This window comes from Pseudomonas sp. CFBP 13602 (assembly GCF_014842725.1).
In the GTDB taxonomy this organism is placed as follows: Bacteria; Pseudomonadota; Gammaproteobacteria; order Pseudomonadales; family Pseudomonadaceae; genus Aquipseudomonas; species Aquipseudomonas baltica.
Genome location: NZ_JACYVT010000013.1, coordinates 18,632 through 44,376, shown reverse-complemented (window position 1 = coordinate 44,376; position 25,745 = coordinate 18,632). Strand labels below are relative to the sequence as shown.

Sequence of the window (25,745 nt, the reverse complement as noted above, 5' to 3'; positions counted from 1 at the left end):
AGCGCCGGTAGACAGGATCTGCACACAATAGCCATGACACTTGGGGGGCTGACTGCCTCGATGCGCTCCAGACCAGCACCTGGTCAGCGCTGGTAGACAGGATCTGCACGAAATAGCCATGACACTTGGGGGGCTGAATACCTCGACGCTCCAGGTCAGCACCTGGTCAACTCACATCGAAACTGCCATGACACTTGGGGGGCAGAATCAGCACCTGAGACGGTGTGACGCCCTGGGTTTTAACGGCCGGGAGGTTTATGTGAAGGCTCATAACCCATTCGATGCAGTCGTTTCACCAAATCCTGAACCTGTATTTTCAGATAGCCCATGTTTGTGTTGGCCGTGTGCAATTCGTTCTGTAGCTGAACGACACGCCAGGTCAACTGCTGATTGATTGCCACAACGCGCCGTAGGCTTGACCGGTTACGCTCAATATCGCACGCATCTGCCACGTCGCCGGGGTCGTAGCGAGCATCCAGCCGAGCAAGAATATCCGAAGGAATCTCGGGCACATCGTCAGAAAGGAACCAGGACACGGGAAAGCCCCAAAAACTGTATGGATCACCAGTATGCAAGAAACGGAAATCCCCAGCTACTGGATCAAAAGCGCTGACGAATCCACACAAATCCCGGATCAGGGCAGCGGACGAAAGCACAACTCCCTTATGGTGTACCAAACTATCGGTTTTAGACGCACTGGAGTTCATCTAGTCAGCTGATAGGCATTGCAGCGACACTGCAAAGGAGGCTTCTTTCCTTTGCGTAGCGAAGCGGTTAGGGCGTCGCGCAGCGGCGTTGACTGCCTTCGGGGTGAAGTGAGCTTGCGAGCGAGGGGCGCAGCCCCTGGGGGGATGGGAGAGACGCGCAGCGGCTCGGGAGGGATCGAGAAGGGGGGTTTCCCCCCTTCGGCGCGGTTGGTTAAAAACAGGTTTAAATATATGGGTTTAAAAAAAGGGTTCAAAAGAAGGGGTTAGCGTGCCCGCGAAACGGCCTTTAAAGCTATGATTTTAAAGGATTTACGCCAAAGGGATGGCCCCTCATGTGTCAACATTGCTGCCCCTCATGTGTCGGTACTTTGGCCCCCGAAGTGTCGGCATAGCAGCCCCTCAAGTGTCTGTAGTTGGCCCCTCAAGTGTCTGTAGCAAAAGGCAGTTATCCCTTTGGTTATCCACTGATTTCATGGATCTGCGCGCTCCTGGGTTGCCCTGCAGGGGTGATAACACGCGATTTGGGGTGGATTAGCGGATTTACGGGCATAAAAAAGGGGGGCTAGCCCCCCAAGTGTCAACTGCCAGGGCAGTCAGGCCCCCCAAGTGTCAATAGACCGGGCAGTTATCCCGGAATTGTCCACACGCTACCTCACGCAGTGAACGGCTTCCTTTTCAACATAGGCTTTCTGCACCAGATTGGCGGCTTCCAGCTCCTTACAAGCTTCCCGGGTTTGCTCTGCCCACTTCTTGGCGCGGGTGGACTCGGAACCACATATGAGTCGGAACGTCTCTAGCTTGAGCGGGTACGGTGCCTTGTGCGTGACAATCCAATCAAACAACCGCCTCGCTGTGGGAGACAATGCCCGGTATCTATCCCAAATCACTTTGGAGTAGTGGTCGTTAGCGAACAGCACGACCAGGTGCGTCGAAAGCTCAATTTGGCAGATAGACCGCTTATTTGCGTCAGGGACTATCTCAAATTCTTTGACGAGGGAAAGCCCTTTGATCCGACTGTGCCGAGGGGAGCTTATCTGAAAAGAGGTAGCTTTAAGTCGGTTGATACAGGCTAGTGCTCGCTTGTAATAGAAGCCATTGATCGGCCAGCCTACATCGGTGAGTAACTGGTACAGCGTGAAATAGACATGCACTCCGATGACGGAATGCTTTGCGTATTCAAGGATCTGTTGCCATACCAACTCATCATCATCTGCGCGTAATTCGATTCCGGTGTAATGAATCTCAACCTCTTTGTTGTAGTGATACACCAGCTCGTTGTCGTAGGCTCGCCGCTTCACGCCTTTGTTTCTGACTGTGAAAACTGCCGACCTTGCCCAGTCATTGGGGATGACTCGCAAATCATCGTCCCAAGGCGCGACGTCAGACAGTGACAGCTTCATTTGCACCATTTCACCAATGATGCGATCCATCTTCTCGATTTCTTTCCGTTCTGCGACTTTGGCAGCGATGGTGTCTATGGACGTGAGCGCGCCTTTTTCTGCGCCTTTGGGGAAAAGCTCCGGCTGCTTGCGTGCTGCAACTGCTTCATCTAACCGATCCGCGACTGTCCGCTTCTTCTTTGGGGGAGCCGTAGGTGCTGGCTGCGGAGTAGGGGCCTCGAAATCTATCTTGGATGACTCGGCCAGCGCAGCGGCAATAAAATCCTCAGACTGAACGCCAGGGTAAGCGGTAGTCGAAGCCAGCACTGTTTTGGCGGCTTGCATCGCTGCATCCTCGCGAGACATACCGTTTTTCATCAGCTCATCTATGTGCTTCTGAGCGGCGGTCTTGAGACTTGCCATTGTCACTCCTTTAGCTGTGTTGGGCCGACGTTTTCCGGCCTGTCTGCCCGAATCCTGGGAAATCTTACGCGCCATTTATAAGCGGATCACGCACGATCAAAAAATAGCGTTTACCGAAACTGCGCACAAAATGTAAGATGACCGATATAACGGGGGACGATTTACTAACCAAACTGCACTTTAGCTAAAGAAATCCCAACGGTCAAGAATTTTAGCGGCTAAAATTTAGCCCTGCATCGAGGCGCCGACCGACTGTGCATAACGCAATTTTTTTTACTAACGTCCTGCGATTGCTGGGCGAGAGAGGCATGACAAAGCATGAGCTAGCCAAGCTCACTGGTGTCTCCATTTCTGTTCTGTCTGAAATTACAAACGGGAAGGGCAATCCCACCTTAAAGACTCTTACGGCTATCTCTGAGGCGCTGCAAACTCCGCTGGCAATGCTTCTGGAATCAACGGATCTGGATAGCAAGATGCTTGATGACGCAGCGGGGGTTCACATCCCGTCAAGTCTGCCCTCTGGCTACTGTCGTATTTGTGCAACGCTGACCAATCACCAGGCGTTCCAGGTGCGAAAATGGCACGAATACAATCTCGCTAAGATCCGCGAAAGGTCGTAGCGCGTCACAAACTCGAAAATTTTAGCGGCTAAAAAAACATAAGCCCCTTGCATGGGGCTTTTTTTGTCGGTGCGCCCTGCACTGGCAAGTCACGGAAGGCAAACGGTGCGCCACAAAATCACTGTTAAAAGCGATGCTGAGTTATTGCGGTTAACTCAGTTTCGGTATATCGTTTGCCCAGTTCGTGAATTTATCGGGTCTGGAGCAAAAGATGAGTGAGCAAGATGGTGATTCGGAGACAGTCAAAAAGCGCGTAACCGAGCGGTTGCGGCGCGACCTGGGGCCTTTGGTTGAAGGTGCTTTGAATGATCCGAAAACCACCGATATTCTGCTAAATGCTGACGGAAAGCTCTGGCTGAAACGCTTAGGCGAGCCAAGTCGGGTAATTGGTGAGATTCAGCCGTGGCGCGCAACATCCGCCATGAAAACTCTTGCCGGGTTGCTCGGTAAGACTATTGGTGCCAAAGAGCCGATCCTCGACGGCGAGTTGCCATTCGGCAATGAGCGCTTCGCTGGTCAGCTTCCACCTGTCGTATCGTCGCCTTGCTTTGCGATCCGTAAACCTGCGATCAACGTCTTCCCGCTGTCTCTGTACGTTGAGCAGGGAATCATGACGCAGGCGCAATGCGACGCCATTAAGAAAGCTGTGCGCGAGCATAGGAACATTCTTGTGGTCGGCGGCACCGGCTCCGGTAAGACAACCCTTATTAACGCAATCATCCAGGATATGGTCGATAACGACCCTAATGAGCGTGTCTTCATCATTGAGGACACCGGCGAAATTCAATGCCGCGCCATTAACTGCGTCCAGTACCACACCACTCTAGAAGTCAGCATGACTGACTTGCTCAAAACCTCGCTTCGTATGCTTCCTGACCGAATCATTGTCGGCGAAGTTCGCGGCGCTGAGGCACTAGACCTTCTCGATTCATGGAACACCGGCCATGACGGCGGTGCTGGCACCTTGCACGCGAATAGCCATGAATCGGCACTGACACGCCTCAAGTCCCTTATCACCCGCAACAAGCAAGCCCCCTCGGACATTGAACCGCTGATTGCTGAGGCTGTTCACGTAATCGTCCACATCGCGCGTACCCCCGAAGGCCGCAGAGTAGAAGGGATTCTAGAAATCCTCGGCTATGAAAACGGCAACTACATCACCCGTAACCTCTAGGAGTAACACCATGCAAAACCAAGCCTCCCGCGTTAACACCAAAGCTCTGCTGACTGTTGGTGCTGCGCTAATGATCTTGCTGAGCGCTCACCCGGCCTTAGCCTCCAGCACAGCCGGTGGTGGTCTGCCTTTCGATGACTGGTTCACCAAAATCCGTTCTTCGATCACTGGCCCGTTTGCTTTTACGGCGTCGATCGTCGGCCTGGTAAGTGCCGGTGCAACGCTGATTTTTGGCGGCGATATGAACGGCTTCATGCGGACACTGATCTTCATCGTCCTGGTGCTGTGCTTCATCGTAGCAGCACAAAACACCTTGTCGGCCATCACCGGCCAAGGCGCAGAAATCACTGCTGCACACGATATGGCCGCTAAGTCGGCTGACTGGATCACCGGCAAGGTTGAAGCTTTCAAATCCGCTGCTGCTCGCATGGTTCAGGGGGCCTAAATCCCATGGCACTACGCAAGATCCCTATTCGTCGAGCCGGCAACCGCCACAATCTTTTCATGGGTGGGGATCGTGAAATGGTGATGTTCAGCGGCTTGCTGGCAGCCATCCTGATCTTTGCTGCTCAAGACTGGCTGGCCTTCTTTATTGGCATGGGCATGTGGTTCGCATCGCTTTGGATGCTTCGCAGAATGGCTAAGTCCGATCCGATGATGCGTTTTGTCTATCTGCGCAGCCGCAAATACAAGCCTTTTTACCCGCCGCGTGCCACTCCCTTCCGCGAAAACGGCACCACTCAAGGGAAGCAATACAAATGATTGAATCTATGCTCATCGCAATTGCGGTCGTGGGCACCCTACTGGTGCTGTTTCTGCTGATGCGTGTCCGTCAGGTCAATGACGACCTGCGCCTTAAAAAACACCAGTCCAAAGACGCGGGCCTTGCCGATCTGCTCAATTACGCCGCTGTTGTAGACGACGGCGTGATTGTGGGCAAAAACGGCTCGTTCATGGCCGCGTGGCTGTACAAAGGTTCCGATAACGCTAGTGCAACTGATGTAGAGCGAGAAATGAACTCGTTCCGCATCAACCAGGCGCTGTCCAATATGGGCAGCGGCTGGATGGTTCACGTTGATGCTGTGCGTCGGCCTGCGCCGAAGTACAGCCATCCCGACCAATCGGCTTTTCCTGACCCTGTATCGGCTGCGATAGATGAGGAACGACGCCGGACATTTGAAGGGTTGGGAAACCTATACGAAGGCTTCTTTATCCTGACGGTGACTTGGTATCCGCCAATGCTTGCTGAGCGAAAATTTGTGGAACTGATGTTCCACGACGACGCAGATAAGCCGAACAATAAGGCGCGGACTTATCACCTGATTGAATTCTTCAAAAGAGAGGTTGCCAGCATTGAATCACGTATGTCCGCGGCTGTTGGCCTTGAGCGGCTTCGTGGGCAGGTAATCATGAATGAGGACGGATCAACCGTTACACATGATGAATTTCTGCAGTGGCTTCAATTCTGCATTACTGGCCTGAATCACCCTGTAATGCTGCCTACCAATCCAATCTACATAGACAATCTAATTGGTGGCAAAGAGTTGTACACGGGTGTTACGCCAAAGCTGGGTAACAAATTTATCCAAATCGTTGCCATTGACGGTTTCCCGCTGGAGTCGTCGCCGGGGATCTTGTCGCGCCTGGCTGAGCTGCCAGTTGAATATCGCTGGTCCAACCGATTCATCTTCATGGATAACCATGAGGCTGTATCGCACCTTGAGAAATTCCGTAAGAAGTGGAAGCAGAAAATTCGCGGCTTCTTTGACCAGGTGTTCAACACCAATGGTGGAGTCGTAGATGACGACGCCGTAAACATGGTAGCGGATGCCGCGCAAGCGATTGCAGAGACTAACAGCGGCATGGTTGCACAAGGTTTCTATACCAGCGTGGTCGTCCTAATGGATGAGGATCGTTCGGTTGTGGAGACTGCCGCGCTCCAGCTTGAAAAAGCCATCAACGCAATGGCGTTCACTGCCCGTATTGAATCCATCAATACAATGGATGCCTTCATGGGATCACTGCCCGGCCACGGCGTAGAGAACGTGCGTCGGCCTCTCATCAATACACTGAACCTGGCCGATCTGATCCCCACCAGTACGATTTGGACGGGTGAAAACTTCGCGCCTAACCCAATGATGCCGCCAAACTCGCCGCCTTTGATGCACGGCCTTACCAGCGGTAATTCGCCATTCCGCATCAACCTGGACGTGCGCGACCTCGGCCACGCCATCATGTTCGGCCCTACGCGAGCTGGTAAATCGACACACTTGGCAATCCTCGCCATGCAATGGCGTCGGTACTCCAATGCAAGGCTGTTCACATTCGACAAAGGTATGTCGATGTATCCGAGCTGCAAAGCCACGGGTGGTTCGCACTACGTGGTGGCAGGGGCCGGTGAGAAGCTTGCATTTGCGCCTCTGACGGGCCTGGTAACTCGTTCCCGCCGCGCCTGGGCAATGGGCTGGATTAACGATTTGCTCGCGCTGAACGGCGTTGAAACGACGCCTGAACAACGCAACAAGATCGCTGAAACCATCCTCGAAATGGGCAAGGTCGAAGAAGACGAAAAGCGTCCAGGTACGTTGTCTGAATTCACTGCAATGGTTCAAGACACTGACATCCGCGCTGCGCTAAAGGACTACACCGTTGACGGCTTAATGGGGCATCTGCTGGACGCGGAAGTAGATCAACTGTCGATTTCTGATTTCATCACATTTGAAATTGAACACCTGATGGACCTAGGGGATCGCTACGCGCTTCCTGTTCTGCTCTATCTGTTCATGCGTATTCAGGAAGCGCTCGATGGTCGCCCAACGCTGATTATTCTCGATGAAGCATGGCTGATGCTGGGTCATCCCGTTTTTCGTGAAAAAATCCGTGAATGGCTCAAAACCCTGGCAAAGAAAAACTGCCGCGTACTGATGGCTACACAGAACCTTTCCGACGCGTCCAACTCCGGGATTCTGGACGTTATCGTTGAATCGACTGCTACCAAAATCTACCTACCAAATATTTATGCGCGTGATGAAGCTGCAACCGAGCTTTACATGCGTATGGGGCTGAATAAACGCCAGATAGAAATCCTCGCAACAGCGCGGCAAAAGCGCGACTACTACCTGGTATCGGAAAAAGGTCGTCGCCTTTACAGCCTAGCGCTCGGCCCCTTGGCGCTCTCGTTCGTCGGTGCTACCGGCGCTGATGACATAGCAACCATTAAGAAACTGGAACAACAACACGGTGAAGGCTGGGTGGATATATGGCTTCGCGACCGTGGCTTGAGCCTGGACAACTACAGAGGTGCAGTATGAGTATTTTCAGCCGCCGTAATGAAGCGACAGAAGAAGATTCGGGCGATATTTTAGCCGCTAAAAAGAAAGTCAATAACCCGTACTTAAATGCTCGTCGTTCGTGGAACGGGCATGTGATGGGGGTTATGTCCTCGATCCAGATTTGGCAGACAGTAGGCATTGTCTCACTGCTTATCGTGGTCGGTGCAGTCGGTGGCTTGATCCACATTGGCGCGCAGTCAAAGATCATCCCTATGGTGTTCCAACAAGATGCATCTGCCAATACCGTATCGGTCACGCTGCTGGATCGAGTGCCTGACGCGGTAGTGACCGACTACCAGCAAGCGGTTACAAACTTTATTACCAACACCCGCATGGTCACTCCAGACATCGCCCTACAGCGCAAAGCAGTGCTGGCCGCTTATTCCTACTTGGCTCCGCAAGATCCAGCGACGATGAAGGTAAATGAATACCTAAACGGCTCACCAGAGCGTCACCCGTTCAAGCGCGCTGAAAATGAAACCGTGTCGGTGGAAATTCGTTCCGCATTGCCGCAGACAAAGGAAAGCTGGCAGGTGGATTGGATTGAAACGGTTCGCAGCCGTGACGGCCAGCTAAAGGGGCCACCTATCAAAATGCGCGCCCTGGTTACGGTTTACCAGAACAAAGACACTCCCGTAGATCAGAACACTTTTGTAAATGGCCACTTTATCTTCGTTCGCGACTTTAACTGGTCGAAACAACTTTAATCCGGGGCGGACACTCCTATGAAAAAGACACTAATTTCCTCAGTTATCGCCGGTATTCTTCTTCCAGGTCTTGTGCAAGCGGCAGATACTCAGGCTGATATGGCAGACAAATATTTTGCCCCTCAAACCATAAAGCTGACCTCTCAAGAGCAAAAAGCTATTGAGATCGGCAAGAAGTGGCAAACAGGGCAGGCCACAAGCAAACCCACTCCGGGTGGTGACGGCGCAATTACCTTTTTGTACGGCAGCGGGCAAACTCAAGTGGTCTGCGCAGTCCTCCAGGTCTGTGATATTGCGTTGCAGCCTGGCGAACAGTTCAACACGCTGAACGGTGGCGATCCTCGCTACACCGTCGAGCCAGGCATCAGCGGCTCCGGTGCCGACCAAACTGTTCATTTGATCTTGAAGCCTCTTGACGTGGATCTGGATACGGCTCTGGTTGTGATGACGGATCGTCGCGTTTACCACTTCCGCTTGCGTTCAACCCGCAACGAAAGCATGCCTTACGCGCGGTTTATCTACCCCGAGGATGCAGCGGCTAAATGGGCCGCTATTCGGAGTGCAGAAGTCAAAGATCGCCACGACAACACCCTTCCGCAAACGCGCGAATACTTGGGCAACCTGGACTTCAATTACTCAGTTGACGGCAAAGCACGCTGGAAGCCAGTACGCGTATACAACGACGGCACCAAAACCATCATCGAAATGCCCGATAGCATGGGTCAAAGCGAAGCACCTACCTTGCTCGTTGTTCGTCGTGACGGTGGGTTATTCCGTGATGCTGAAACGCAAATGGTCAACTATCGCGTCCAAGGCAACCGCTATGTAGTGGACACCATTTTTGACAAAGCGATTCTGGTTGCCGGTGTTGGATCGAGCCAGGACAAAATCACCATCGAACGGGAGGCTAAGTGATGCGTAAATTGTTCCTTATCTCCGCAGCAATCATGGCGCTTAGCGGTTGCGCGAGTAACTCGCCTTACGGCAATTACTCCACAGCTCCGGCCGCATCCGATAAGGCGATGGCCACCGACACAGTAACGCACCTGGTCAAGCTGTACCCACCTGCGCTGACGCGCTGGAACATAATGCAACCGACCACGGATGCTTACGGAACGGCCCTAGTAGAGCTGCTGCGCAGCCGTGGCTACTCGGTTAAAGAGTACGCACCCGTAACTGACCAAAAAACGCAACCGGCCACACAGGCTGCATCTGTTCCAGGTGTAGACCTTCGATATGTTGTTGACTCTCTTGCTCCAGCCGTTGACCTGTATCGGGTGACGATTGTTGTAGGAGGCCAGCCGATCAGCCGGGCCTACATTCCGCAAAAAAATGGGGCTGTCGTAGCGGCGGGTTCCTGGGCGCGTAAGGAGTAATTGATATGGCCGACACTGACCAAATGTCGCCGGACTCGTCACCAGGCGCGTCTAGCAAAAAAACCGGTGTGCGCCGGGTCAACAACGTTCCAGTTATGATCGGCATTGGCGTACTCGCGCTGTTCTTGTGCCTTATCGCAATGGTTGCCGTTAAGCGCAGCAACGAAGCAAATGTTGAGCATGAAACGCTCGCGACAGGGAAGGGCGGTGATAGCTCGCTCATGGCTAATGACATCATTGGTGGCCGAACTGATGGCATGATCGAGCAAGCGAAAGCTGCGCCTCCTTTGATGCCCCCAGCGGATGGCACCATAACGCCTGCTGCGCAGGCTGGCGTGCCAGTGGCGCCCGTGGAAAATCCGAATGCACCGCCTGTACCTCCACGAAACAGCGGCGAGCAAGGCGCACCAGCAGATCCAGAAGATGTGCAGCTGCGTCAAATGAAAATGCAGGCGTTCCAAACTGCTGTAGGTGCTAAGACTGCAATCACCTTGCCGGATATGAGTCATGTAGGTGCCAGCACCGCAGCCACTACAGATGCTCCGCGAACTCGCGATGAAATGATAGATAGAATCGCACAGGTGCGCCGTCAGATAGACCAGCAACGGGCGACCGATCCGAATGCCGCGTATCAAGCCGCGCTGCGTCAAGCTCAAGGCAATATGGGCAATGGCGGCGGCAGCGGCGGTGGCATGGGTAGCAGCCGCTCTGGCAGCTCAGCTGGAATGATGCTAGCTGCCTCATCTGGCAGCTCTGGAAAGGACTACAGCGCATTTGACAGCAACGGCAATAAAGACCGTTGGGCATTGAACTCCGAAATGGAAGCCCCCTCCAGCCCGTTCCAGATTCGCGCCGGTGCGGTTATTCCAGGGATCATGCTGAGCGGCATTAACTCCGATCTACCAGGCCAAATCATGGCGCAGGTTTCACAGGATGTTTACGACACCGCGACTGGTAAATATGTACTTATCCCGCAAGGCACTCGCATGGTTGGCTCATACTCCAGCGACGTAGCCTTTGGGCAGGAAGGCGTCCTAATTGCTTGGCAGCGACTGGTATTTCCTGATGGCAAAGCTCTGGACATTGGCTCGATGCCTGGAGCCGATATGGCGGGCTACTCCGGCTTCCGTGACCAGGTTGATAACCACCTTTGGCGGATCTACGGTTCAGCTTTGTTCATGGCGGGGATTACTGCAGGAGCCTCGATGGCTACTGACCAGGGTCAAAACAGCGGAACCGGCTTCCAGCAACCATCGGTTAGCAGCGAGTTGAGTTCAGCACTGGGCCAGCAACTGGGGCAAGTGTCCGCACAAATCGTGTCAAAAAACCTAAACATAGCCCCGACGCTTAAAATACGTCCAGGTTATCGGTTCAACATTGTCACGGTTAAAGACGTAACTTTCACCAAAGCTTACCAATCGTTTGACTACTAAGGAAAAGGAGCAAGCCATGAAGTCAATTTTAGCAGCTAAAAATATCGCACTGGCAGCGGCGATAACCTTGGCTACTTGTCAGCCAGTTTTGGCGGGCATTCCCGTAGCAGACGGTTTGAACCTGAGTCAGACTACTGTGACCGCGATGCAACAGGTGGCTCAAGTAACCAAGCAGATTGAGCAATACCGGACGCAGTTGCAGCAATACCAAACTCAGTTGCAGCAGTACCAAAACATGGTGCAAAACACCGCTGCTCCGGCCGCTTACGTTTGGAGTGAAGTAAACGGCATCATCAACAAGGTTGTCGATGCCCAGCGGACACTTGAGTATTACAAAAATCAATCTGGATCTATTGACACGTACCTCTCAAAATATCAAGACGTGAACTACTACACTAGTTCGCCATGCTTTAAAGCTACTGGCTGCACCCAAGCAGAAGCCCAAGTATTGGAAACTCGTAAGGCTGAAAGTGCAGAAGCTGTAAGACGCTCGAATGCTGATGTAATAAAAAGCGTCAACCAGCAACAGCAAACTCTTACGACCGATGCGCAAAAGCTGCAACAGCTCCAGTCGCAAGCGACAACTGCAACAGGTCAAATGCAAGCCCTGCAAGCGGCTAACCAGTTAGCGGCTGCGCAGGGCAATCAACTCATTCAAATCCGTGGCATGTTGCTCGCACAGAACCAAGCAGCAACTACCATTGCCCAGCAACAGGCAGACCAAAAGGCGCAAGAAACCGCGTCGGCCAAAGCTTTGCGTGATGAGTCCAATATAAACCGTAGCACACCGTCTACCTGGTCAATTAAGTAAGGAGTTTTAAAATGGGAACCAGACATTTGATTCTTGCTGCACTGATGGCTTTAACTGTCACAGTGAGCGGTTGCAAAGAAGACAAAGATGAAGTGGCTAGTCCTGACTGTGCGAACCATGCAACAAAATACGATCCTTCTGTCTGCCCACGCGCAGACACAGGGATCAAGCGCAGCGAGCCGAAAACCTGGTCTATGGACGGTGGGAGTAAGTAATGAAAATAACCAAGCCAAGAAAAGCCACCTGTGCGGCGGCGCTCGCCGTACTTGGCTTGTTGTTGATTCCTGAAATAGCTATGGCGGCGATGGATACCGGCGTCATGGATACAGTGATGGAAAAGTACGAAGCAGCCGCTAAAGGCTGGGGAACCAAAATGGTTTCCTTTGGTAGCTGGCTGTTTTGGGGTCTTGCTATAATTAGTATGGTATGGACCTACGGCATGATGGCCCTGCGAAAAGCAGACATCGGTGAATTCTTCGCAGAAACAATTCGTTTTTTTGGCACGTTGGGTTTTTTTTGGTGGATACTTATTAATGGCCCTGCCATATCGAAGGCGGTCATTAACTCGATGTGGAGTATCGGCGCAGACGTTGCGGGAGGTGCTGACAAATACAGCCCCTCGGGAATAACTGACATTGGTTTTAACCTGCTATTTAGAGCATTTGACAGCTCATCAAGATTCAGTCCGATAGACAGCGCCGTCGCAATTGTTTTGGCTGCCGGGGTGTTAGTCGTACTAACGTTAATCGCTGTGAATATGTTGCTGCTATTCGTATCATCCTGGCTTCTGATGTACGGCGGCGCGTTTCTCTTGGGCTTTGGTGGTGCTCGATGGACTTCTGACATAGCCATTACGTTTTATAAAACTGTACTGGGTGTGGGGGTGCAGCTTATGACAATGATATTGCTCATTGGTGTAGGCAAAACATTCATTGACCAGACAGTAGCGGCCATGGACAAAGGCATAAACCTAAAAGAAATGGCTGTACTTGCTATTGCAGTAATCATTCTTCTTTACCTGACAAACAAACTACCTCCAATGCTCGCTGCCGTAGTCGGTGGAGCTGGAACTGGAGGCATTGGCGGATTTGGAGCAGGTACAGCGGTAGCTGTTGCCGCAGCTGCTGCCGGTGTTGCCGCTGGCATGGCAAGCGCAGGTGCATCCCTGGCTGCTGGTGGTGCGGCCAATATGGCAGGTGCAGGATCTGCGCTCAAAGCCGCCTTCCAATCCGCTCAAGAGAACATGGCCAGCGATGGCGGTGGTGGTGGTGGTGGTGGTGGTGGCGATACTGGCAGCATTGACGGCGGTGGCTCAGAAAACGGCGGTGGTGGTGGTAGCGGCGGTTCCAGCGGTGGTGGTGGTTCAAGCTTTGGGCAGGCTATGGGCACCGCAGGGCGATTTGCCGCCGACATGGCGGGTAGCCTGGCTGGGGGTGCCAAATCTAGCCTAGCGGCTAAAGGAGCCTCTATGGCTGCCGCAGCGAACGAGCGCATTAGCAACACAGTCGGGGGCAAGCTGGCTGCTGAAATCAATGGCTCAGCGGGCCAGGCGCGTGACAAAGCGCAGGTTACGGCACAAGCAGCTGAAATCCGTGCTGAGCAGGCATTTCAGGAGGACAGCGCCTTGGTCGCCAATCACACAAGTCCATCCTCAGAAGAACAGCCCGCCGAGGAACCTAAATTTGAAGGCAATAGCGTTTCTGGTCGCGACCAAGTCGCAAGTAACGATAGCGCTAATGATGAAATCAACGACTTTGTAAATGGCAAAGCATAAGGATAAGACCATGACGAAATTATTCAGCGGGTGTGTATTTGCATTTCTTCTGACAGCGCATGCTTCATCGGCATTTGCGAAAGATCCATGCGAAACAGTTCTTTGCATGGCAGGAATGCTGCAAGGGAAGGGCGTCGTTACTGGTTGCGACGGCCCCGTCGCGGACTTCTTTGATATTGTTAAAAAGAAACACGGCAGTTTTCGACCTGACGCAACTCAGAACGCACGCCGTCAATTTGTAAACCAATGCCCAACACCTGGCGGTTGGGGTGACAAGATCGCTGATAAATACGGTCGAATCCGGGGTTGAGGTAATACGTATGCCGTTTTTTGATCTGCCACCACAAATGCAAGAGCGAGTTGTTTGCTCTGTTACAGCCGCGATCAAATACGAAGTGCCTGCAAACCTGGTGCTTGCGGTGGCAGAGAAGGAAGGCGGAAAGCCAGGCCAGCGGGTACGGAACTCGAACGGCACTGATGACGTAGGGGCCATGCAGTTCAACACTGCCTATCTTCGCGAACTCGACCGCCAGTATGGCATCACTGCCGATGACGTTGCCCAAGCTGGTTGCTACTCCTACGACCTGGCTGCGTGGCGTTTACGCGGCCACATACGCAATGATTCCGGCGATCTGTGGACACGCGCAGCTAACTACCATTCACGTACACCAAAATACAATGCACCTTACCGTGCCGACTTGATGAAAAAAGCCGCGAAATGGGGTTCATGGTTGGCTGAACGTTTTGTTACCTATGATCCGAACTCAGCAGGTGCCCCGACCGCAGTTGCCGCCGTTTCGTCGGCTGATGGGACTCCAAACGAAATGGTCGTTGCAATACCGCAGGCCGCGCTTACGGCGTCGGCTAAGCCTGTCCAGGTCGAAACGAAACAAGTCACCGTTAAGCATCAACGGTCGCATAACTATGCGGCAGAGCGCGCGCTGGCAGAAATGTATGCTCCTGGGCTGACTAAATAGGTAGGTAGGATGATTCAGGTTTCAGCTCGACCCATGCCGTTGCCACGACTGGCTATCACCAGCGGCACCATTGAGGCGCTGAAATGGCTCGCCCTGGTACTGATGATGGGCGACCACATCAATAAGTATCTGCTAAATGACACTGAGGCTTGGCTGTACTGCGCTGGTCGCTTGGCTATGCCGTTGTTCATGTTTGTTCTGGCGTACAACCTAGCGCGGCCTGGAGCGCTGGAACGTGGCGTCTACCGGCGCACCATGATTCGCCTCGCGATCTTCGGTGCGCTTGCATCCCCCGCCTTCCTAGCGCTCGGTGGCCTCGTCAACGGGTGGTGGCCGCTAAACATCTTGTTCACCCTTTTTGTGTTGACAGCAACTCTCCGGTTTCTTGAAATCCGCAGCCTGCCAGGCTATTTGGCCGCAGCAGCTGCATTTGGCTTGGGCGGAAGTCTCGTTGAGTTCTGGTGGCCTGCAATTGCATTCGGCATTGCGATCTGGAGCTATACCAAGTTTCCATCAATCGCTGCGATGGTTCTTGCCGCTGGATCATGCGCCGCGCTGGGCTATATCAACGGCAATCAATGGGCGCTTCCCTCGATCTTCATCATCCTGACTGCTTCGGTAGTGGATCTGCCTTGTCCGCGTGTCCGCTGGTTTTTTTATGGGTTTTATCCCGCTCATCTTTCCTTGATCTGCCTCGCCAGGATTCCGCTACGCCAGGCTGGATATTTATTCTTCACATGATTTTAAACCGCAAAAGGAAGTTATGGAAATGTCATTAACAGACGCGCAAATTGGTGTTTTCGCCATTGAAATGAAAAACACCATTCGGGCATATTTCGCTAAACAACATGAAAACCGAAAGGAAGAAAACCGTGCAAATATTTCTGAGCGCATTACTGGAAATCTAAGCGATGAGACGTTATGCGATCTGCTGCTAACAATTGACCCTGACTCTTTAGATGACAAAAGCCCCGATGGGTATGCAGAACTACCCCGAGAGGATAAGCATAGAATCATTGAACGCACGCTAAGTGCGCTGGTTGAACACGGGTTTGGATTGGAATTCGACCAAGTGGATAATCCGCAGTGGATTCGTGTAAGCGTGGCACACGAAGGGCGGACTCCCTTGCGCCAAGCCGGTGATTACCGCTGGATTCGCCTGGCGTCTATTGACCAGATAATTCCAAAGGTGGCTTTGGGTGCAAGTCGCGATGTACGCGGGTGGGGATGGAACTTACAAGTACAAACGAACGGTGGGGATGTTTACTATGCTTCCGATCTGACTATCAGGGGGAATTTGATTCTTATCCCCCAACGGGATCTTATGTACGCTATTGACGCCGCTATCAAGGCTTCGATCCAGCCTGGTGCGCTGCCCACACTCGCTTAACCTGAGACGCGCTACAGTCGGCCAATCTCGCAGTTTCCGCGATAGTTTGGCCGGCACTTCTCAAGGCCACAATACGATTGTGCAACATCTTGTCGGCCTGTCGCCCTTTGTACTTCCCCTCTGATTTTGCGCGGCGAATGCCCTGCCTTTGGCGCTCCCTACGGTTTTCCCAATCTTCATGGGCAAGTTGTAAGGTGATCTTCAATAGAAGCTCCTGCATGCCCTGTAGGAGAAGCTTTGTGATCCCGTCCGTACTGTCGCTCAACTCGCTAAGATCAACGACGCCAGGCACCGCCAGGCGCGCTCCTTTAGCGCGCAGCGTTTGCACCAGTTTTTCAGCCTCGGCCAGTGGGCCACGGCTAAGCCTGTCCATCTGCTCCGCGATCACTACGTCACCAGGCTGTAGATCCTCTATCATGCGCAGCAGCTCGGGCCTGTCGTATCTGACGCCTGATTCAGTATCGCGGTATATTCCCGCTATGTAGTAGCCCGCTTGCCGCGCTGAATCTGTTATCGCATCTTGCCGACGAATGTCCTGCTGTTTTGTACTTACTCGCATGTAGATCCGCGCAACTTTCATAATTCGCCTTCTGCTTTGACGTCACTGGCGATTTCTTTATTAGTGCTTGGCTTGCTTATAACTGTGCCAGCGTATTGAGTTACCGCACCTGTAAGACCTAGTGCAAGAATTTGATAAGCGGCTGCACTTGGAGTTTGCCCACCCCAGCCTAATATCAAAACATCAAAGATGTTTACTGCAAAGAAATTGACAACCACACCAAACATCATAAGGGAGCAACCCAAACCAGTAACAACTAACGCTATTGCACATAGGGAATTAGCCATATCCAGCAATATGGACAATGGCTTTATATTGGATAGTTTCATTTGTTCGATCCATTGGCGACTTGAACACGCAAGTTGTCTAACGACACGTCGATTTTCTCGACTGCTGCAACCAAAGCACGATCCCAATTTGAACCGGGTGCAAAGGTGTCGCCGCCTAAAGCAAGCTGCAAGACGCGAAGGTCTTGAAGCGTAAATTCGACCGGACAAACTGTTGCCAGCTCCTGGGCGGTGTAATCGCTGAATAAACTCATATGTGCCTCTTTAGCCTTGCGGCGGTAGTGGTATATCTGGCCTAGTAGGTGTACTGCAATGGATAGCCATCGGATTCTTGGCAATCTCCCTGCATTCAGCTTCATAAGCTTCCTGATCGGCAGCTTTTTCATACTTCTGCTGCAACCAGCCGACCAACACAAAAAGAACAAGTGCTACGTACTTGAGTTTGTACTTTCTTACTGCTTTCGACATACGCATATTAGACATTACCCTTCCCAATATCTTCCAGCAAAGCACAGGCAAACAGAAACATATCCTCTCTGCTGGTTGCCATTAGGAACCCCCGTTAATTTTATAGGGTTTATCATCCTTCTTATGCAGGAAACAGTCGCCTTCGATTCTGGTCCCTTCTGGAATAATTACTGTCTCCCCTTGCTCACTGCTCATAAGCTTTTCTTTGACAGACTCCCCGTTAGGGCCTCTAAGCACGCAACCGCTGGATGCTAGATTGATAAACCCGAAATCCATTACACCTTGCTCTGCGATTGGCTCCACCGGATCAGGTGCAACCCCGCGATGGATCGCAATAGCAACAACACATACAGCGACAACCGCCACGGCAAGCATCATTACCTTAAGCGGCGTACCCATTTGATGCGGTTTCATCTGGTCCTTCATTGCTTATCTCCTAGCTACTTAGGGTATACTCATATGATCTACAGCTTATCATGCTGGCTCATTGAGTCAACCCGGATCTAAATGAGCCAGCCAAAATAGACGAACCCAAATGAGCCAGGACACCGACCAGGTTATGACCGAATCACCAAAAAAAAACGGCCCTTCCTGGGCGCTCATCATGATCGGCATCCCGATCCTGACCTACTGGATAGCCAGCCCCTATATCTCGGCCTGGGTCAAAACTTGGGAGGCATCACCCTCGGGCTATGCGGTTATAGCCCAAGAGTACCCGACCCTCTCTGCGAGACTACGCGCTGATGTATCAAAGACTCTCGAAAAAGGGTATCTGACCAATGACGAAGTAAGCAGATTTGTTCAAGGCATTGTCACCGAAAAAGGATCGGTTCAAACCTACCCTGCTCCAGACTTTGGCGATGGTGACAAGTCCGGCGGTGGCATGCTGGATCAATTCTTGGATAAGCGGCAAGACTCAAACGCTAAGCGGAAATTGATCGGCATTTCAGAAAGCAAATAAGCACGTGCCATTGCTGTATGAGCACAAAAGCGCTTTTTAGCGGCTAAAAAAAAGCCGGGATAACCCGGCTTCCACTGCATGCCAACGATATTAAATCCCTTGCCGCCTATATCTTGTTTACCTTTCTGTTCTGAAGCTTGGCTCCTTCTTCTTGGGTCAATTCACCCTTAACTTTCCCAACGCCGCGCGCATAGGACACCTCGTAGCATTTGCCCACTACTGGCTCTTTCCCGTCTAGCGCCTGGTCGAAAATCTTGCGGTCATGCTTTACTACTGTGGATTTGCCTTTTCCATCGTCCGGGCCGAACTGGTAAACGTTCTTGTTATCAACGTGCAGAACCTGCCCGCCGAATTGCTGCGGATGAACTTTTTTGCTCGCGTCGTTTGCGCCGCTGAGCTGATAGATGCCCTTGGGCAAGCCGTTCTCACCTAGTACCTTTTGAGTCTGCCAGCCAGCACCGCCGTTATCTCCTACACCTGGAACAACCTGGTCAATCTGGCGACTGCCGTTAAGGATCACCACCTTAACCGATCCCACTTCGGGTATTGGGCTGACGCCTGGGTCGCCTGCATTCCGTGGGGCACCAATTTCACCGTGTTTCATTTTGCTTCTCCTTTTGGGTTGTGGCTCTTTCGCATTAGAACTTGCCAGCGTTGCTGGCAAGGGGGCTACTGTTATCGCGAAACTACGCGGCGAGCTTGCTGCTTATCGTCTAAGCCCTGCTCGATGCCTTGTGTGCGCTCTTGCTTCGGTTGCTGGATCTGCGCCTGGCGCTGCTCAATGACCTTTTGCACGGCATTGTTCACTTGGCGTTCCAACCCTTCGCGACCGAGCGAGCTTTTCGTTGCCAAGTCGTTGAAGTCTGTTAGGCGCTTCATCTTCTCCAGTGCGTCTACCTGAGCATCAGAGAGCATTTCGGATTTCAGTTCAGCGGCGCGCGGAGACAACGCAGGATCACCAGCTGCTGCCCCGCTTTCGTTAACCAAATCCTTCATTTCGGCTTTGGCTTTAACGTGTTTGCGGAACGCTTGGGGAGTGATGGGAGGTAGCGACTCGGGATATAGAACTTCACCAGGAGCGAAGGTCGGGAAAATCGCTTTGCCACCAACTGCCTTTGCGGCCTCGGTCGCTTTAGTCTTGCCAGCATTGGTGCCGTGGCTCATGACCTGGTGCCGATCGTCGTCACCGGCAATCACTATTGGCTTATCGGGAAACTTTTCGTGCAGCGCCTTCGCGACTGCGGGCAAGTTGCCGGAATCAAACGCCGCGACAGTCGCATGCCCCAAGGTAGATGCAAGCGTGCTGGCCGTTGCATACCCTTCGGCTATGACGATCACCGGCGCCGCTGCAACCGCCTCCAGGCCGCCGAGCGGATGAAAGCAACCTTCCTTCCGGCCGTCTTTGGCAAAACGCTTGGTGCCGTCTTTCTGGATGTATTGGGCTGTCCACTGCTTACCGTTTTCGTCTATGGCAGGAATGATCGTTTCCTTGCCAGCCTTGTCGGTTAGGACGCCAGGTAAAGGCTGTATCCCCTTCGCGCTCATGTATGGCGTCAGCTCGACCACTGGCACCAGACTTTCCATGCTGCGCGTTATCTTCTCCGATATGGCTTCATGCGTTTTTAGCAGTGCGGCTTCCCGGGCTTGAAGCTTCGTTGCGGCCTCGGCCTGCAACGCTGCCTTTTGTTCATCGGTAAGTGAATAGCCTTTGCTTTTCCACTTCATTTCGACGCCGGTTTTGTTGTTTATGAGCACTCCGGCAGGATGGCCGTCCAGGTGGGCAACATAGAACCCATCCGTTGCGCCCTTGCGGCCACCAACGACAGGAACGCGGTGTTTGAGTCCATCCATGATCGGATGGTCAAGCTTGCCACCAGGCACCAGGCCCACCGCTTCCATAGCGGCTTTAAATTCCTCACGAACGTCCAGTGCCGGCGTCTGCTCATTGGTGACGTTTTCGGGTTTCCACCGAGCTAACGCAGCTGCATCGCCGTCCTTGCCGATATACCAAGATTTGGCAACTTTGTCCCAAGCCGCTCCAGCGGCTTTGGCAGCCGCTCGCTCGCCGTAGGGAACCGCAAGGTACTCGCGGGAGGACTTTGGTATTGCCGGTGTCTGTGAAGCCTCTGTGCGCTCTTGCGTGGGTTCCGCGGCCTCGACCTTCGGAGCCGGGTTTAACCAGTGAGCGAATGCTTCTTTGTCTACGCCGTCCGGGATGTACCAGGATTTTTCCTGCCGATCCCATTTAGCGCCCAGCTCGCGTGCCTGCTCCTTCTCCTTGAAGGGCACCTGCACATAGGTACGATCTGCGGCCTGGGATGGCTCTGCCTGAACGGCCTGGTTTTGCTCTTGGGTAACAGGAGACACAAATATGACGTGCTGGCCTTCGCTGTTAAATGTCCACGACTCGCCATACTGAGGCCGACGGCTCCATGCGTTCGGTGCTGGATCTTCGGGAAAACCTTCCTGCCGCATTTCCTCCGCATCGTCGTACCACTCCCCGGCGTCCGGCTCCACTGCGTCGCCTTCGCGCATATCCCCGTCAAATCTAAGCGTTTCGCGATCCGTAAGGCCCGCTTTTCTTTGGCACTCACTCAGTAAAAAACGGTTGTCATTCAAGCTGCCTTCAATGGGATTTCCACTTGTTAGAAACCGAGCTTCGTCCATGTCGCCTGCATCAATAGCTTTTTGAATACCAGATTTCAGCTTTACAATCTCGGCTTCATACATCGCCATTTCAGCAACGAGTTCAGGAGCAAACTCAGACTCAACGACTGTTTCTTTAGCAGCTAAAACGGGCTGGTCATTCGTAATTGCTTCAACCAGCGCGTGCTGATTGATAGCAGCCAGCCTATCTGCCTGTGCCTGCGCTTCTGCTTCGGTGGCATAGTCTGCTAACCAGACTGCCATGCCCTCTTGATCGCGGGCATAGAGGCCATAGAACTCTGGAACCTGATCGCCTTGAACCATGGAAACGCTCTGGCCATCAGGATCTGTAGCGATACCTGTAACCTGAGTTTCACCAGACCAATTACCGGGTAACTCGTAGCCTAATGCCTGACCACTGGTGACTCCCAGTAGACGGCCAAAGCTTTCTTTCAGTGCAGGTTCTGGCTCGCTGCGCACGTTACGCAAAGCAGTAGCCACCATTTGCTCATCTGGAGAAAGCTCGGGCATTGGCGCTGGTTCTGAATCTGCTGAAAAGCTTTCCTGCACCTGGTCGCGTTTAGCCACGTCGATTCTGCGGTGTTGCTCATCACCAACGATTTCCCCCGCTCGCTGGATCTGATCCGCAACGGTGTCCACGTCATTGAACATGGCCTCCATTGCTTCCTCGCGCCGGGTCCAAAATTCGTTGTCATTGCCCAACGGGTACATTGAATTCAGTACCTGGTTAAACACGCTCAACTGATCGTCAGTCATACGGCGTGCCACTTGGTCGAGGTCAGTGCGAGCTATGGCCCGTAAGGCCCAGTCCTCGGCCTGGACACTTGGCCGCTCGGGCTGTGGCGGGATCTGCATATTTGCCCCCTGCACGATCTGTTCAGCTTCCGGGGTTTGTTGCCGTTGCGACTGACCTTGCGTCTGGATCTGCTGTTGCTCCAGACCTAGCACGAAGGTCTGAATTTTCTCTGCATCTGAGGCCGCACGGAAAACCTCCATTGGGTCGTTCTGCAGAACCTTGATCCAGGACTGCACATAGGAGGCGTGCTGCCCTGGGTCATGACCAATGCCAAGCTCATCACCGAGGATCATGCTCGCGATTTCCGCGCGCAATTCCTCTTTGGCGTACCCTTCTGACCCGAAGGGGTGTGACAGGTCGCGATCAAGACGTGAGCCGTGGCCTGTCCAGTGACCCAGCTCGTGCAAGGCGGTCGCGTAGTAGTTATCTGCGCTTGGAAATTGCGCCCGGTCGGGCATTTGAATGTTGTCAGTAGACGGCCTGTAATACGCCTTGTCGCCACCGTGACGAATATCCGCACCCGACGCTTGCAGGATTGTTTCTGCACGCTCCAGCGCGTTCCAGGTTTGGACTGGCTTCTGATACGCAGGCAGGCCGTCGATCTGCTCCGCATTGAAGACGTTCGCCATGAACATCTTGGGCCGCTCAAGGCGCACGCGAACTTTTACAGGGTTCCCGTTACCGTCGAGGACGGGCTTATTGTTCTCATCTCGTTTGGCCTGTTCTTCCTCAAATTTCCAATACTGGATCGAGGTACTTTTCTCGCCTTTGCGCACCTGGGCACCGGCAGCTTTGGCTTGGTTGAAGGTCAACCAGCGTTGATCCCCGCGACCCTGTGAGAGCAAGTGAATAGCGTTGATACCCTTGTACCGTTTCCCGGTCGTGGGGTTGAAAGGCATCATGCCGCCGCCGTCACCGGCTTTCCAAGGCATCTGCCAAGGGGCTGTACCCTGCTTTAGCTGCTCGATCAGTCGCTCGGCCACAACTTCGTGAAATGGCTTTTTAGGTTCCATGGTCTGTTCCCGCTTGAACTGCGCGCTGTCTGATTCGGGGAAATTCTGCTGCGACCGGCTGCGATCACGCATTCCCTCGGCAACCATCGTAGTGACGTTGATAAGGTCGCGGATCTGCATCGGGCGCGAGCGCTCGATGCAGGTTTCGCGAAAAGATCGGGTGCCCTCGATGACGTTGCCGCGCGTCTGCGGCTCGATGGCTTCACTTGCAAAGGCATACACTTCCTCGGCTTTTCGGGAGTCGTCCGCTTCCGGGTAGTGCTGGTCAACAAGAGCCCAAATTTCAGATAGGCCAGGCTCGTTGCTGGCCTCAATGATCCCGTCTAGGACTGCTCGTTTTTCGGCGGGGTTGAAGGTGTTGATCCCAAAGTGTCCAAGGATTTCGTGCCTAAGAGTTCCTTTAAAGTGGTCTTCGTCACGAAAGTTGGAAGTGGCAAAGGCGGCGATCCCACTGGCAGGAAAGTAGGCTCCAAGGATTCGTCCGGCTCTTTCGATGGTGGCTTTTGGTTCATCTAATGCTTCCTCTTGGGTTTCTCTGAGTTTGTATTTGACTCGGCAGGCAACCGGATAGGTTGCGCAGAACTCGGTAACTAACGCCGTGGCTTCATCAACGGATAACGTCATTGACTGGCACCTCCGCTACTGGTCGCCGCTGCTGTCGGTTGCGTCCTGGACGCTTAGGGCGTCCTCCTGGAAGCTACCGGCTTGCTCGGCCTCGTCGGGATCAAACTCGACCTCAAAGCCTGGCACCATTGCATCGGCAAGCTTCTCATTGAGCGCTTCAAGCTGATCGTCATTCATGGTCATGCTCCTTTCGCTACGGCAGGTTTGCCGATGTTGGGTTTAGCCAGGTTGGGTTTGCCTTTGAAATCAGGAAAGCTTGCTGTGCAATCGGGGTAGCCGCTGCACGCCCAAAAGTGCGTATTGGGCTTTTTACCATCGCGACGGATAAGACCCTTTTTGCATTGAGTGCAGAAATGGACTGTGGAGACTTTCGGGGCCTGTTTGGCACCGGCAATTTTCACAGAGCCTTGATTAGCCTTCGCTACTTGCTCACGAATAAGTGCTTCCTGCTTATCCATGAACGCTTGAATATCACCGCCGCCCTGCTCGATGGCGAGCAACATACGTTCATAGATAGCAGTGAGAACCGGGCTTTTAACGACCTCGGGCAAAGCATCAATCATGCTGCGGCCTAGCTCAGTGCTAACCAGCGCTTTGCCTTTGTCAGCCAGGAAGTTACGGCGCTTCAATTCTTCAATGATTGAAGAACGGGTAGCGGATGTGCCAATGCCGTCACCATCGCGAAGCATTTTTTTATGCTCTTTGTCGTCCACGTACTTGTGGATGTTTTCCATGGCCTGGGTCAAAGAACCTTCGGTGAATCTGGCCGGAGGTTTGGTTTTCGAGTCCCGGCGCACTGCTTTGAGACAGGCAGCTTGATCGCCAGTCTTCATGCTTGGCAGGCTCTGTGAGCCTGCATCTTCACCGTCGCCCTCTCCTTCCTCAGAGTCGTTTGAAGCATCAACGCCAAACGCATCTTTCCAGCCGTTTTTCGTCACCACGTTGCCGTGAGCAAAGAACTGTTCGCCCGAAACATCCAGCTCGACAGCGGTATTCAAATACTCATGAACGGGATAAAACTGAGCCAGGTAGTAACGGACGATGATGTTGTGAATCGCGCGTTCTTCACTGCTGAGTTTCGACGCATCCCCGGCTTGAACCGTTGGAATGATGCCGTGGTGAGCTGTGACCTTTGCATCGTTCCAGGTCTTCGATTTGATCTTGGGATTGGCTCCGTCGATCAAGCTGGCCAGCTCTGGCACTACGCCTTTTAAGGCTTCCAAAATGGCGGGTGCATCCGCGAACTGCGATTCGGGTAAATAAGCGCAATCGGTACGCGGGTAAGAAGTGAGTTTGTGCGTCTCGTACAGTGATTGACAGGTAGCCAGAACAGTTGCAGCGCTGTAGCCAAACTGTTTGGACGCCAGAACGGTAATGTCAGTGAGCGATAACGATTTGGGCTGTGCCTTCGTCTTTGGCTCTTGTTTGTAGCTTGTCACGTTGCCCGTCTGGTTGGTCAGCGATTTGACCAGGGCGTCGGCAACGGCGGTATTCGTCAAGCGGCCTTCTTCATCCAAGCCTGCTTGATCCTCGCGCGGTTTCCAATCGGCCAGGAACTGCCCGCCGTCATGTTTGAAAACCCCACGGATACCGTGGAACGGAATGGCCTTGAAGCCTTCAATCGCTCGATCACGCATGACAACCAGGTTCAAGGTCGGTGTCTGCACGCGACCTACGGTCAGCAATGCCCGTGAACCGCCTCGGATAGCGCGCAGGGTGAATGCGCGACTAAGGTTCATACCCATGAGCCAGTCAGCCTGACCGCGCGCTTTGGCGGCATTTGCAAAGCCCGCAAAGGTGCCGTTGTCCTTGAGTGAGTCAAGACCACGGCGCACAGATACCGAATCTAACGCACTGCACCAGTAGCGCAGCACTGGCTTGTTGTTACCGAACAGCTCCTCCACCGGCTGATCGACAAGCAATTGACCTTCTCTGTCCGGGTCGCCTGCGTGAACAATCTGATCGGCTTTCGCATAGAGCTTGGCAACAATGTCCAGTTGCTCTTGGGCGTCTTCGCGGGGGTTGTATTTCCACTCGGTAGGAATAATCGGCAGGTCTTCTGTACGCCAGATTTTTTTGCCGTTCTCCGCGCGGGGGGCATCTGCTGCGGTATAGGTGTCCGGGTCGGCCTGCTCCAGCATGTGACCAAAAAACCAAGTCACAATATCCGAACCGCACTCGATGTAGCCTTTGCCTTTGCCGGTCTGTCCCAGCTCTGCGGCGATGGCTTTTGCTACCGATGGTTTCTCTGCGATGAATAGACGCAT

Annotated in this window: 27 protein-coding genes; 16 read left to right on the top strand and 11 right to left on the bottom strand. The window is 53.1% G+C overall.

Annotation, left to right across the window (positions count from 1 at the left end; genetic code table 11):
* Positions 1-239 precede the first annotated feature (239 nt).
* Positions 240-707 carry a hypothetical protein gene (locus IFU31_RS21310; RefSeq protein ID WP_192104614.1) on the bottom strand — a complete coding sequence of 156 codons (468 nt, stop codon included), beginning with the start codon at positions 705-707 and terminating at the stop codon, positions 240-242.
* A 647-nt stretch (positions 708-1,354) separates the two neighbouring features.
* Positions 1,355-2,509, bottom strand: a complete 1,155-nt coding sequence (trfA, locus tag IFU31_RS21305) for a plasmid replication initiator TrfA (protein ID WP_244657726.1) — start codon at positions 2,507-2,509, stop codon at positions 1,355-1,357.
* A gap of 254 nt (positions 2,510-2,763) precedes the next feature.
* Between trfA and IFU31_RS21300 the strand changes: the two genes are divergently transcribed.
* The 15 genes from IFU31_RS21300 (at position 2,764) to IFU31_RS21230 (ending at position 16,103) form a co-directional block, all read left to right on the top strand.
* Positions 2,764-3,129: a helix-turn-helix domain-containing protein gene (locus tag IFU31_RS21300; RefSeq protein WP_192104613.1), complete on the top strand. Its 366-nt coding sequence runs from the start codon at positions 2,764-2,766 to the stop codon at positions 3,127-3,129.
* Positions 3,130-3,340: 211 nt separating this feature from the next.
* Positions 3,341-4,303, top strand: coding sequence for a P-type conjugative transfer ATPase TrbB (gene trbB, locus IFU31_RS21295; protein ID WP_192104611.1), 963 nt, complete (start codon positions 3,341-3,343; stop codon positions 4,301-4,303).
* Positions 4,304-4,313: 10 nt separating this feature from the next.
* Positions 4,314-4,748 (top strand): TrbC/VirB2 family protein, encoded by a 435-nt coding sequence (locus IFU31_RS21290; RefSeq protein WP_192104609.1) that lies wholly within the window; start codon positions 4,314-4,316, stop codon positions 4,746-4,748.
* Between the two features lie 5 nt (positions 4,749-4,753).
* Entirely contained in the window at positions 4,754-5,065 is a 312-nt protein-coding gene (locus IFU31_RS21285; protein ID WP_192104607.1) for a conjugal transfer protein TrbD, read from the top strand.
* A complete protein-coding gene (locus IFU31_RS21280; protein WP_192104605.1) occupies positions 5,062-7,614 on the top strand; it encodes a VirB4 family type IV secretion/conjugal transfer ATPase in 2,553 nt (850 codons plus the stop codon). Before IFU31_RS21285 ends, IFU31_RS21280 begins: the two co-directional genes overlap by 4 nt.
* Positions 7,611-8,342 (top strand): VirB8/TrbF family protein, encoded by a 732-nt coding sequence (locus tag IFU31_RS21275; RefSeq protein ID WP_192104603.1) that lies wholly within the window; start codon positions 7,611-7,613, stop codon positions 8,340-8,342. The genes IFU31_RS21280 and IFU31_RS21275 overlap by 4 nt, the downstream gene beginning before the upstream one ends.
* 18 nt (positions 8,343-8,360) lie before the next feature.
* Positions 8,361-9,257 carry a P-type conjugative transfer protein TrbG gene (gene trbG / locus IFU31_RS21270; RefSeq protein WP_192104601.1) on the top strand — a complete coding sequence of 299 codons (897 nt, stop codon included), beginning with the start codon at positions 8,361-8,363 and terminating at the stop codon, positions 9,255-9,257.
* The gene (locus IFU31_RS21265; RefSeq protein ID WP_192104599.1) at positions 9,257-9,718 is read left to right on the top strand and encodes a conjugal transfer protein TrbH; all 462 of its coding nucleotides are present in this window, start codon (positions 9,257-9,259) and stop codon (positions 9,716-9,718) included. Before trbG ends, IFU31_RS21265 begins: the two co-directional genes overlap by 1 nt.
* 5 nt (positions 9,719-9,723) lie before the next feature.
* A complete protein-coding gene (locus IFU31_RS21260) occupies positions 9,724-11,151 on the top strand; it encodes a TrbI/VirB10 family protein (protein ID WP_192104597.1) in 1,428 nt (475 codons plus the stop codon).
* A gap of 16 nt (positions 11,152-11,167) precedes the next feature.
* A complete protein-coding gene (gene trbJ, locus IFU31_RS21255; protein WP_192104595.1) occupies positions 11,168-11,962 on the top strand; it encodes a P-type conjugative transfer protein TrbJ in 795 nt (264 codons plus the stop codon).
* A 214-nt stretch (positions 11,963-12,176) separates the two neighbouring features.
* Positions 12,177-13,736: a P-type conjugative transfer protein TrbL gene (gene trbL / locus IFU31_RS21250; RefSeq protein ID WP_192104593.1), complete on the top strand. Its 1,560-nt coding sequence runs from the start codon at positions 12,177-12,179 to the stop codon at positions 13,734-13,736.
* Between the two features lie 10 nt (positions 13,737-13,746).
* The gene (locus IFU31_RS21245) at positions 13,747-14,046 is read left to right on the top strand and encodes a TrbM/KikA/MpfK family conjugal transfer protein (RefSeq protein ID WP_192104591.1); all 300 of its coding nucleotides are present in this window, start codon (positions 13,747-13,749) and stop codon (positions 14,044-14,046) included.
* A gap of 10 nt (positions 14,047-14,056) precedes the next feature.
* Positions 14,057-14,713: a transglycosylase SLT domain-containing protein gene (locus tag IFU31_RS21240; RefSeq protein WP_192104589.1), complete on the top strand. Its 657-nt coding sequence runs from the start codon at positions 14,057-14,059 to the stop codon at positions 14,711-14,713.
* Positions 14,714-14,722: 9 nt separating this feature from the next.
* On the top strand, positions 14,723-15,454 hold the full coding sequence (locus tag IFU31_RS21235; RefSeq protein ID WP_244657724.1) for a TraX family protein: 732 nt from the start codon (positions 14,723-14,725) through the stop codon (positions 15,452-15,454).
* Between the two features lie 28 nt (positions 15,455-15,482).
* Positions 15,483-16,103 (top strand): hypothetical protein, encoded by a 621-nt coding sequence (locus IFU31_RS21230; RefSeq protein ID WP_192104588.1) that lies wholly within the window; start codon positions 15,483-15,485, stop codon positions 16,101-16,103.
* Here the strand turns inward: IFU31_RS21230 and IFU31_RS21225 are convergent.
* The 5 genes from IFU31_RS21225 to IFU31_RS21205 all read right to left on the bottom strand — a co-directional run bounded on the left by IFU31_RS21225 (position 16,060) and on the right by IFU31_RS21205 (position 17,843).
* Entirely contained in the window at positions 16,060-16,683 is a 624-nt protein-coding gene (locus tag IFU31_RS21225) for a recombinase family protein (RefSeq protein WP_192104586.1), read from the bottom strand. The two genes, IFU31_RS21230 and IFU31_RS21225, sit on opposite strands and share 44 nt — an antisense overlap.
* On the bottom strand, positions 16,680-16,991 hold the full coding sequence (locus tag IFU31_RS21220; RefSeq protein WP_192104584.1) for a hypothetical protein: 312 nt from the start codon (positions 16,989-16,991) through the stop codon (positions 16,680-16,682). Before IFU31_RS21220 ends, IFU31_RS21225 begins: the two co-directional genes overlap by 4 nt.
* Positions 16,988-17,203, bottom strand: a complete 216-nt coding sequence (locus IFU31_RS21215) for a hypothetical protein (RefSeq protein ID WP_192104582.1) — start codon at positions 17,201-17,203, stop codon at positions 16,988-16,990. Before IFU31_RS21215 ends, IFU31_RS21220 begins: the two co-directional genes overlap by 4 nt.
* A 10-nt stretch (positions 17,204-17,213) precedes the next feature.
* Positions 17,214-17,432 carry a hypothetical protein gene (locus IFU31_RS21210; RefSeq protein WP_192104580.1) on the bottom strand — a complete coding sequence of 73 codons (219 nt, stop codon included), beginning with the start codon at positions 17,430-17,432 and terminating at the stop codon, positions 17,214-17,216.
* Positions 17,433-17,498: 66 nt separating this feature from the next.
* A complete protein-coding gene (locus IFU31_RS21205; RefSeq protein ID WP_192104578.1) occupies positions 17,499-17,843 on the bottom strand; it encodes a hypothetical protein in 345 nt (114 codons plus the stop codon).
* A gap of 109 nt (positions 17,844-17,952) precedes the next feature.
* Between IFU31_RS21205 and IFU31_RS21200 the strand changes: the two genes are divergently transcribed.
* On the top strand, positions 17,953-18,378 hold the full coding sequence (locus tag IFU31_RS21200; RefSeq protein WP_192104576.1) for a hypothetical protein: 426 nt from the start codon (positions 17,953-17,955) through the stop codon (positions 18,376-18,378).
* Positions 18,379-18,484: 106 nt separating this feature from the next.
* On the opposite strand, the gene IFU31_RS21195 is transcribed toward IFU31_RS21200, so the two are convergent.
* The 4 genes from IFU31_RS21195 to IFU31_RS21180 form a co-directional block, all read right to left on the bottom strand.
* Entirely contained in the window at positions 18,485-18,982 is a 498-nt protein-coding gene (locus tag IFU31_RS21195) for a KfrB domain-containing protein (RefSeq protein WP_192104574.1), read from the bottom strand.
* Between the two features lie 71 nt (positions 18,983-19,053).
* Positions 19,054-23,478, bottom strand: a complete 4,425-nt coding sequence (locus tag IFU31_RS21720; RefSeq protein ID WP_244657723.1) for a zincin-like metallopeptidase domain-containing protein — start codon at positions 23,476-23,478, stop codon at positions 19,054-19,056.
* A 15-nt stretch (positions 23,479-23,493) separates the two neighbouring features.
* Entirely contained in the window at positions 23,494-23,655 is a 162-nt protein-coding gene (locus IFU31_RS21185; protein ID WP_192104572.1) for a hypothetical protein, read from the bottom strand.
* Positions 23,656-23,657: 2 nt separating this feature from the next.
* The gene (locus tag IFU31_RS21180) at positions 23,658-25,745 is read right to left on the bottom strand and encodes a DNA topoisomerase 3 (protein WP_192104570.1); all 2,088 of its coding nucleotides are present in this window, start codon (positions 25,743-25,745) and stop codon (positions 23,658-23,660) included.

Bases quoted from the DNA above. Each gene is read 5' to 3' on its own strand.
- IFU31_RS21310 (WP_192104614.1), bottom strand. From the start codon at position 707: ATGAACTCCAGTGCGTCTAAAACCGATAGTTTGGTACACCATAAGGGA.
- trfA (WP_244657726.1), bottom strand. From the start codon at position 2,509: ATGGCAAGTCTCAAGACCGCCGCTCAGAAGCACATAGATGAGCTGATG.
- trbB (WP_192104611.1), top strand. From the start codon at position 3,341: ATGAGTGAGCAAGATGGTGATTCGGAGACAGTCAAAAAGCGCGTAACC.
- IFU31_RS21290 (WP_192104609.1), top strand. From the start codon at position 4,314: ATGCAAAACCAAGCCTCCCGCGTTAACACCAAAGCTCTGCTGACTGTT.
- IFU31_RS21285 (WP_192104607.1), top strand. From the start codon at position 4,754: ATGGCACTACGCAAGATCCCTATTCGTCGAGCCGGCAACCGCCACAAT.
- IFU31_RS21280 (WP_192104605.1), top strand. From the start codon at position 5,062: ATGATTGAATCTATGCTCATCGCAATTGCGGTCGTGGGCACCCTACTG.
- IFU31_RS21275 (WP_192104603.1), top strand. From the start codon at position 7,611: ATGAGTATTTTCAGCCGCCGTAATGAAGCGACAGAAGAAGATTCGGGC.
- trbG (WP_192104601.1), top strand. From the start codon at position 8,361: ATGAAAAAGACACTAATTTCCTCAGTTATCGCCGGTATTCTTCTTCCA.
- IFU31_RS21265 (WP_192104599.1), top strand. From the start codon at position 9,257: ATGCGTAAATTGTTCCTTATCTCCGCAGCAATCATGGCGCTTAGCGGT.
- IFU31_RS21260 (WP_192104597.1), top strand. From the start codon at position 9,724: ATGGCCGACACTGACCAAATGTCGCCGGACTCGTCACCAGGCGCGTCT.
- trbJ (WP_192104595.1), top strand. From the start codon at position 11,168: ATGAAGTCAATTTTAGCAGCTAAAAATATCGCACTGGCAGCGGCGATA.
- trbL (WP_192104593.1), top strand. From the start codon at position 12,177: ATGAAAATAACCAAGCCAAGAAAAGCCACCTGTGCGGCGGCGCTCGCC.
- IFU31_RS21245 (WP_192104591.1), top strand. From the start codon at position 13,747: ATGACGAAATTATTCAGCGGGTGTGTATTTGCATTTCTTCTGACAGCG.
- IFU31_RS21240 (WP_192104589.1), top strand. From the start codon at position 14,057: ATGCCGTTTTTTGATCTGCCACCACAAATGCAAGAGCGAGTTGTTTGC.
- IFU31_RS21235 (WP_244657724.1), top strand. From the start codon at position 14,723: ATGATTCAGGTTTCAGCTCGACCCATGCCGTTGCCACGACTGGCTATC.
- IFU31_RS21230 (WP_192104588.1), top strand. From the start codon at position 15,483: ATGTCATTAACAGACGCGCAAATTGGTGTTTTCGCCATTGAAATGAAA.
- IFU31_RS21225 (WP_192104586.1), bottom strand. From the start codon at position 16,683: ATGAAAGTTGCGCGGATCTACATGCGAGTAAGTACAAAACAGCAGGAC.
- IFU31_RS21220 (WP_192104584.1), bottom strand. From the start codon at position 16,991: ATGAAACTATCCAATATAAAGCCATTGTCCATATTGCTGGATATGGCT.
- IFU31_RS21215 (WP_192104582.1), bottom strand. From the start codon at position 17,203: ATGAGTTTATTCAGCGATTACACCGCCCAGGAGCTGGCAACAGTTTGT.
- IFU31_RS21210 (WP_192104580.1), bottom strand. From the start codon at position 17,432: ATGTCTAATATGCGTATGTCGAAAGCAGTAAGAAAGTACAAACTCAAG.
- IFU31_RS21205 (WP_192104578.1), bottom strand. From the start codon at position 17,843: ATGAAGGACCAGATGAAACCGCATCAAATGGGTACGCCGCTTAAGGTA.
- IFU31_RS21200 (WP_192104576.1), top strand. From the start codon at position 17,953: ATGAGCCAGGACACCGACCAGGTTATGACCGAATCACCAAAAAAAAAC.
- IFU31_RS21195 (WP_192104574.1), bottom strand. From the start codon at position 18,982: ATGAAACACGGTGAAATTGGTGCCCCACGGAATGCAGGCGACCCAGGC.
- IFU31_RS21720 (WP_244657723.1), bottom strand. From the start codon at position 23,478: ATGACGTTATCCGTTGATGAAGCCACGGCGTTAGTTACCGAGTTCTGC.
- IFU31_RS21185 (WP_192104572.1), bottom strand. From the start codon at position 23,655: ATGAATGACGATCAGCTTGAAGCGCTCAATGAGAAGCTTGCCGATGCA.
- IFU31_RS21180 (WP_192104570.1), bottom strand. From the start codon at position 25,745: ATGCGTCTATTCATCGCAGAGAAACCATCGGTAGCAAAAGCCATCGCC.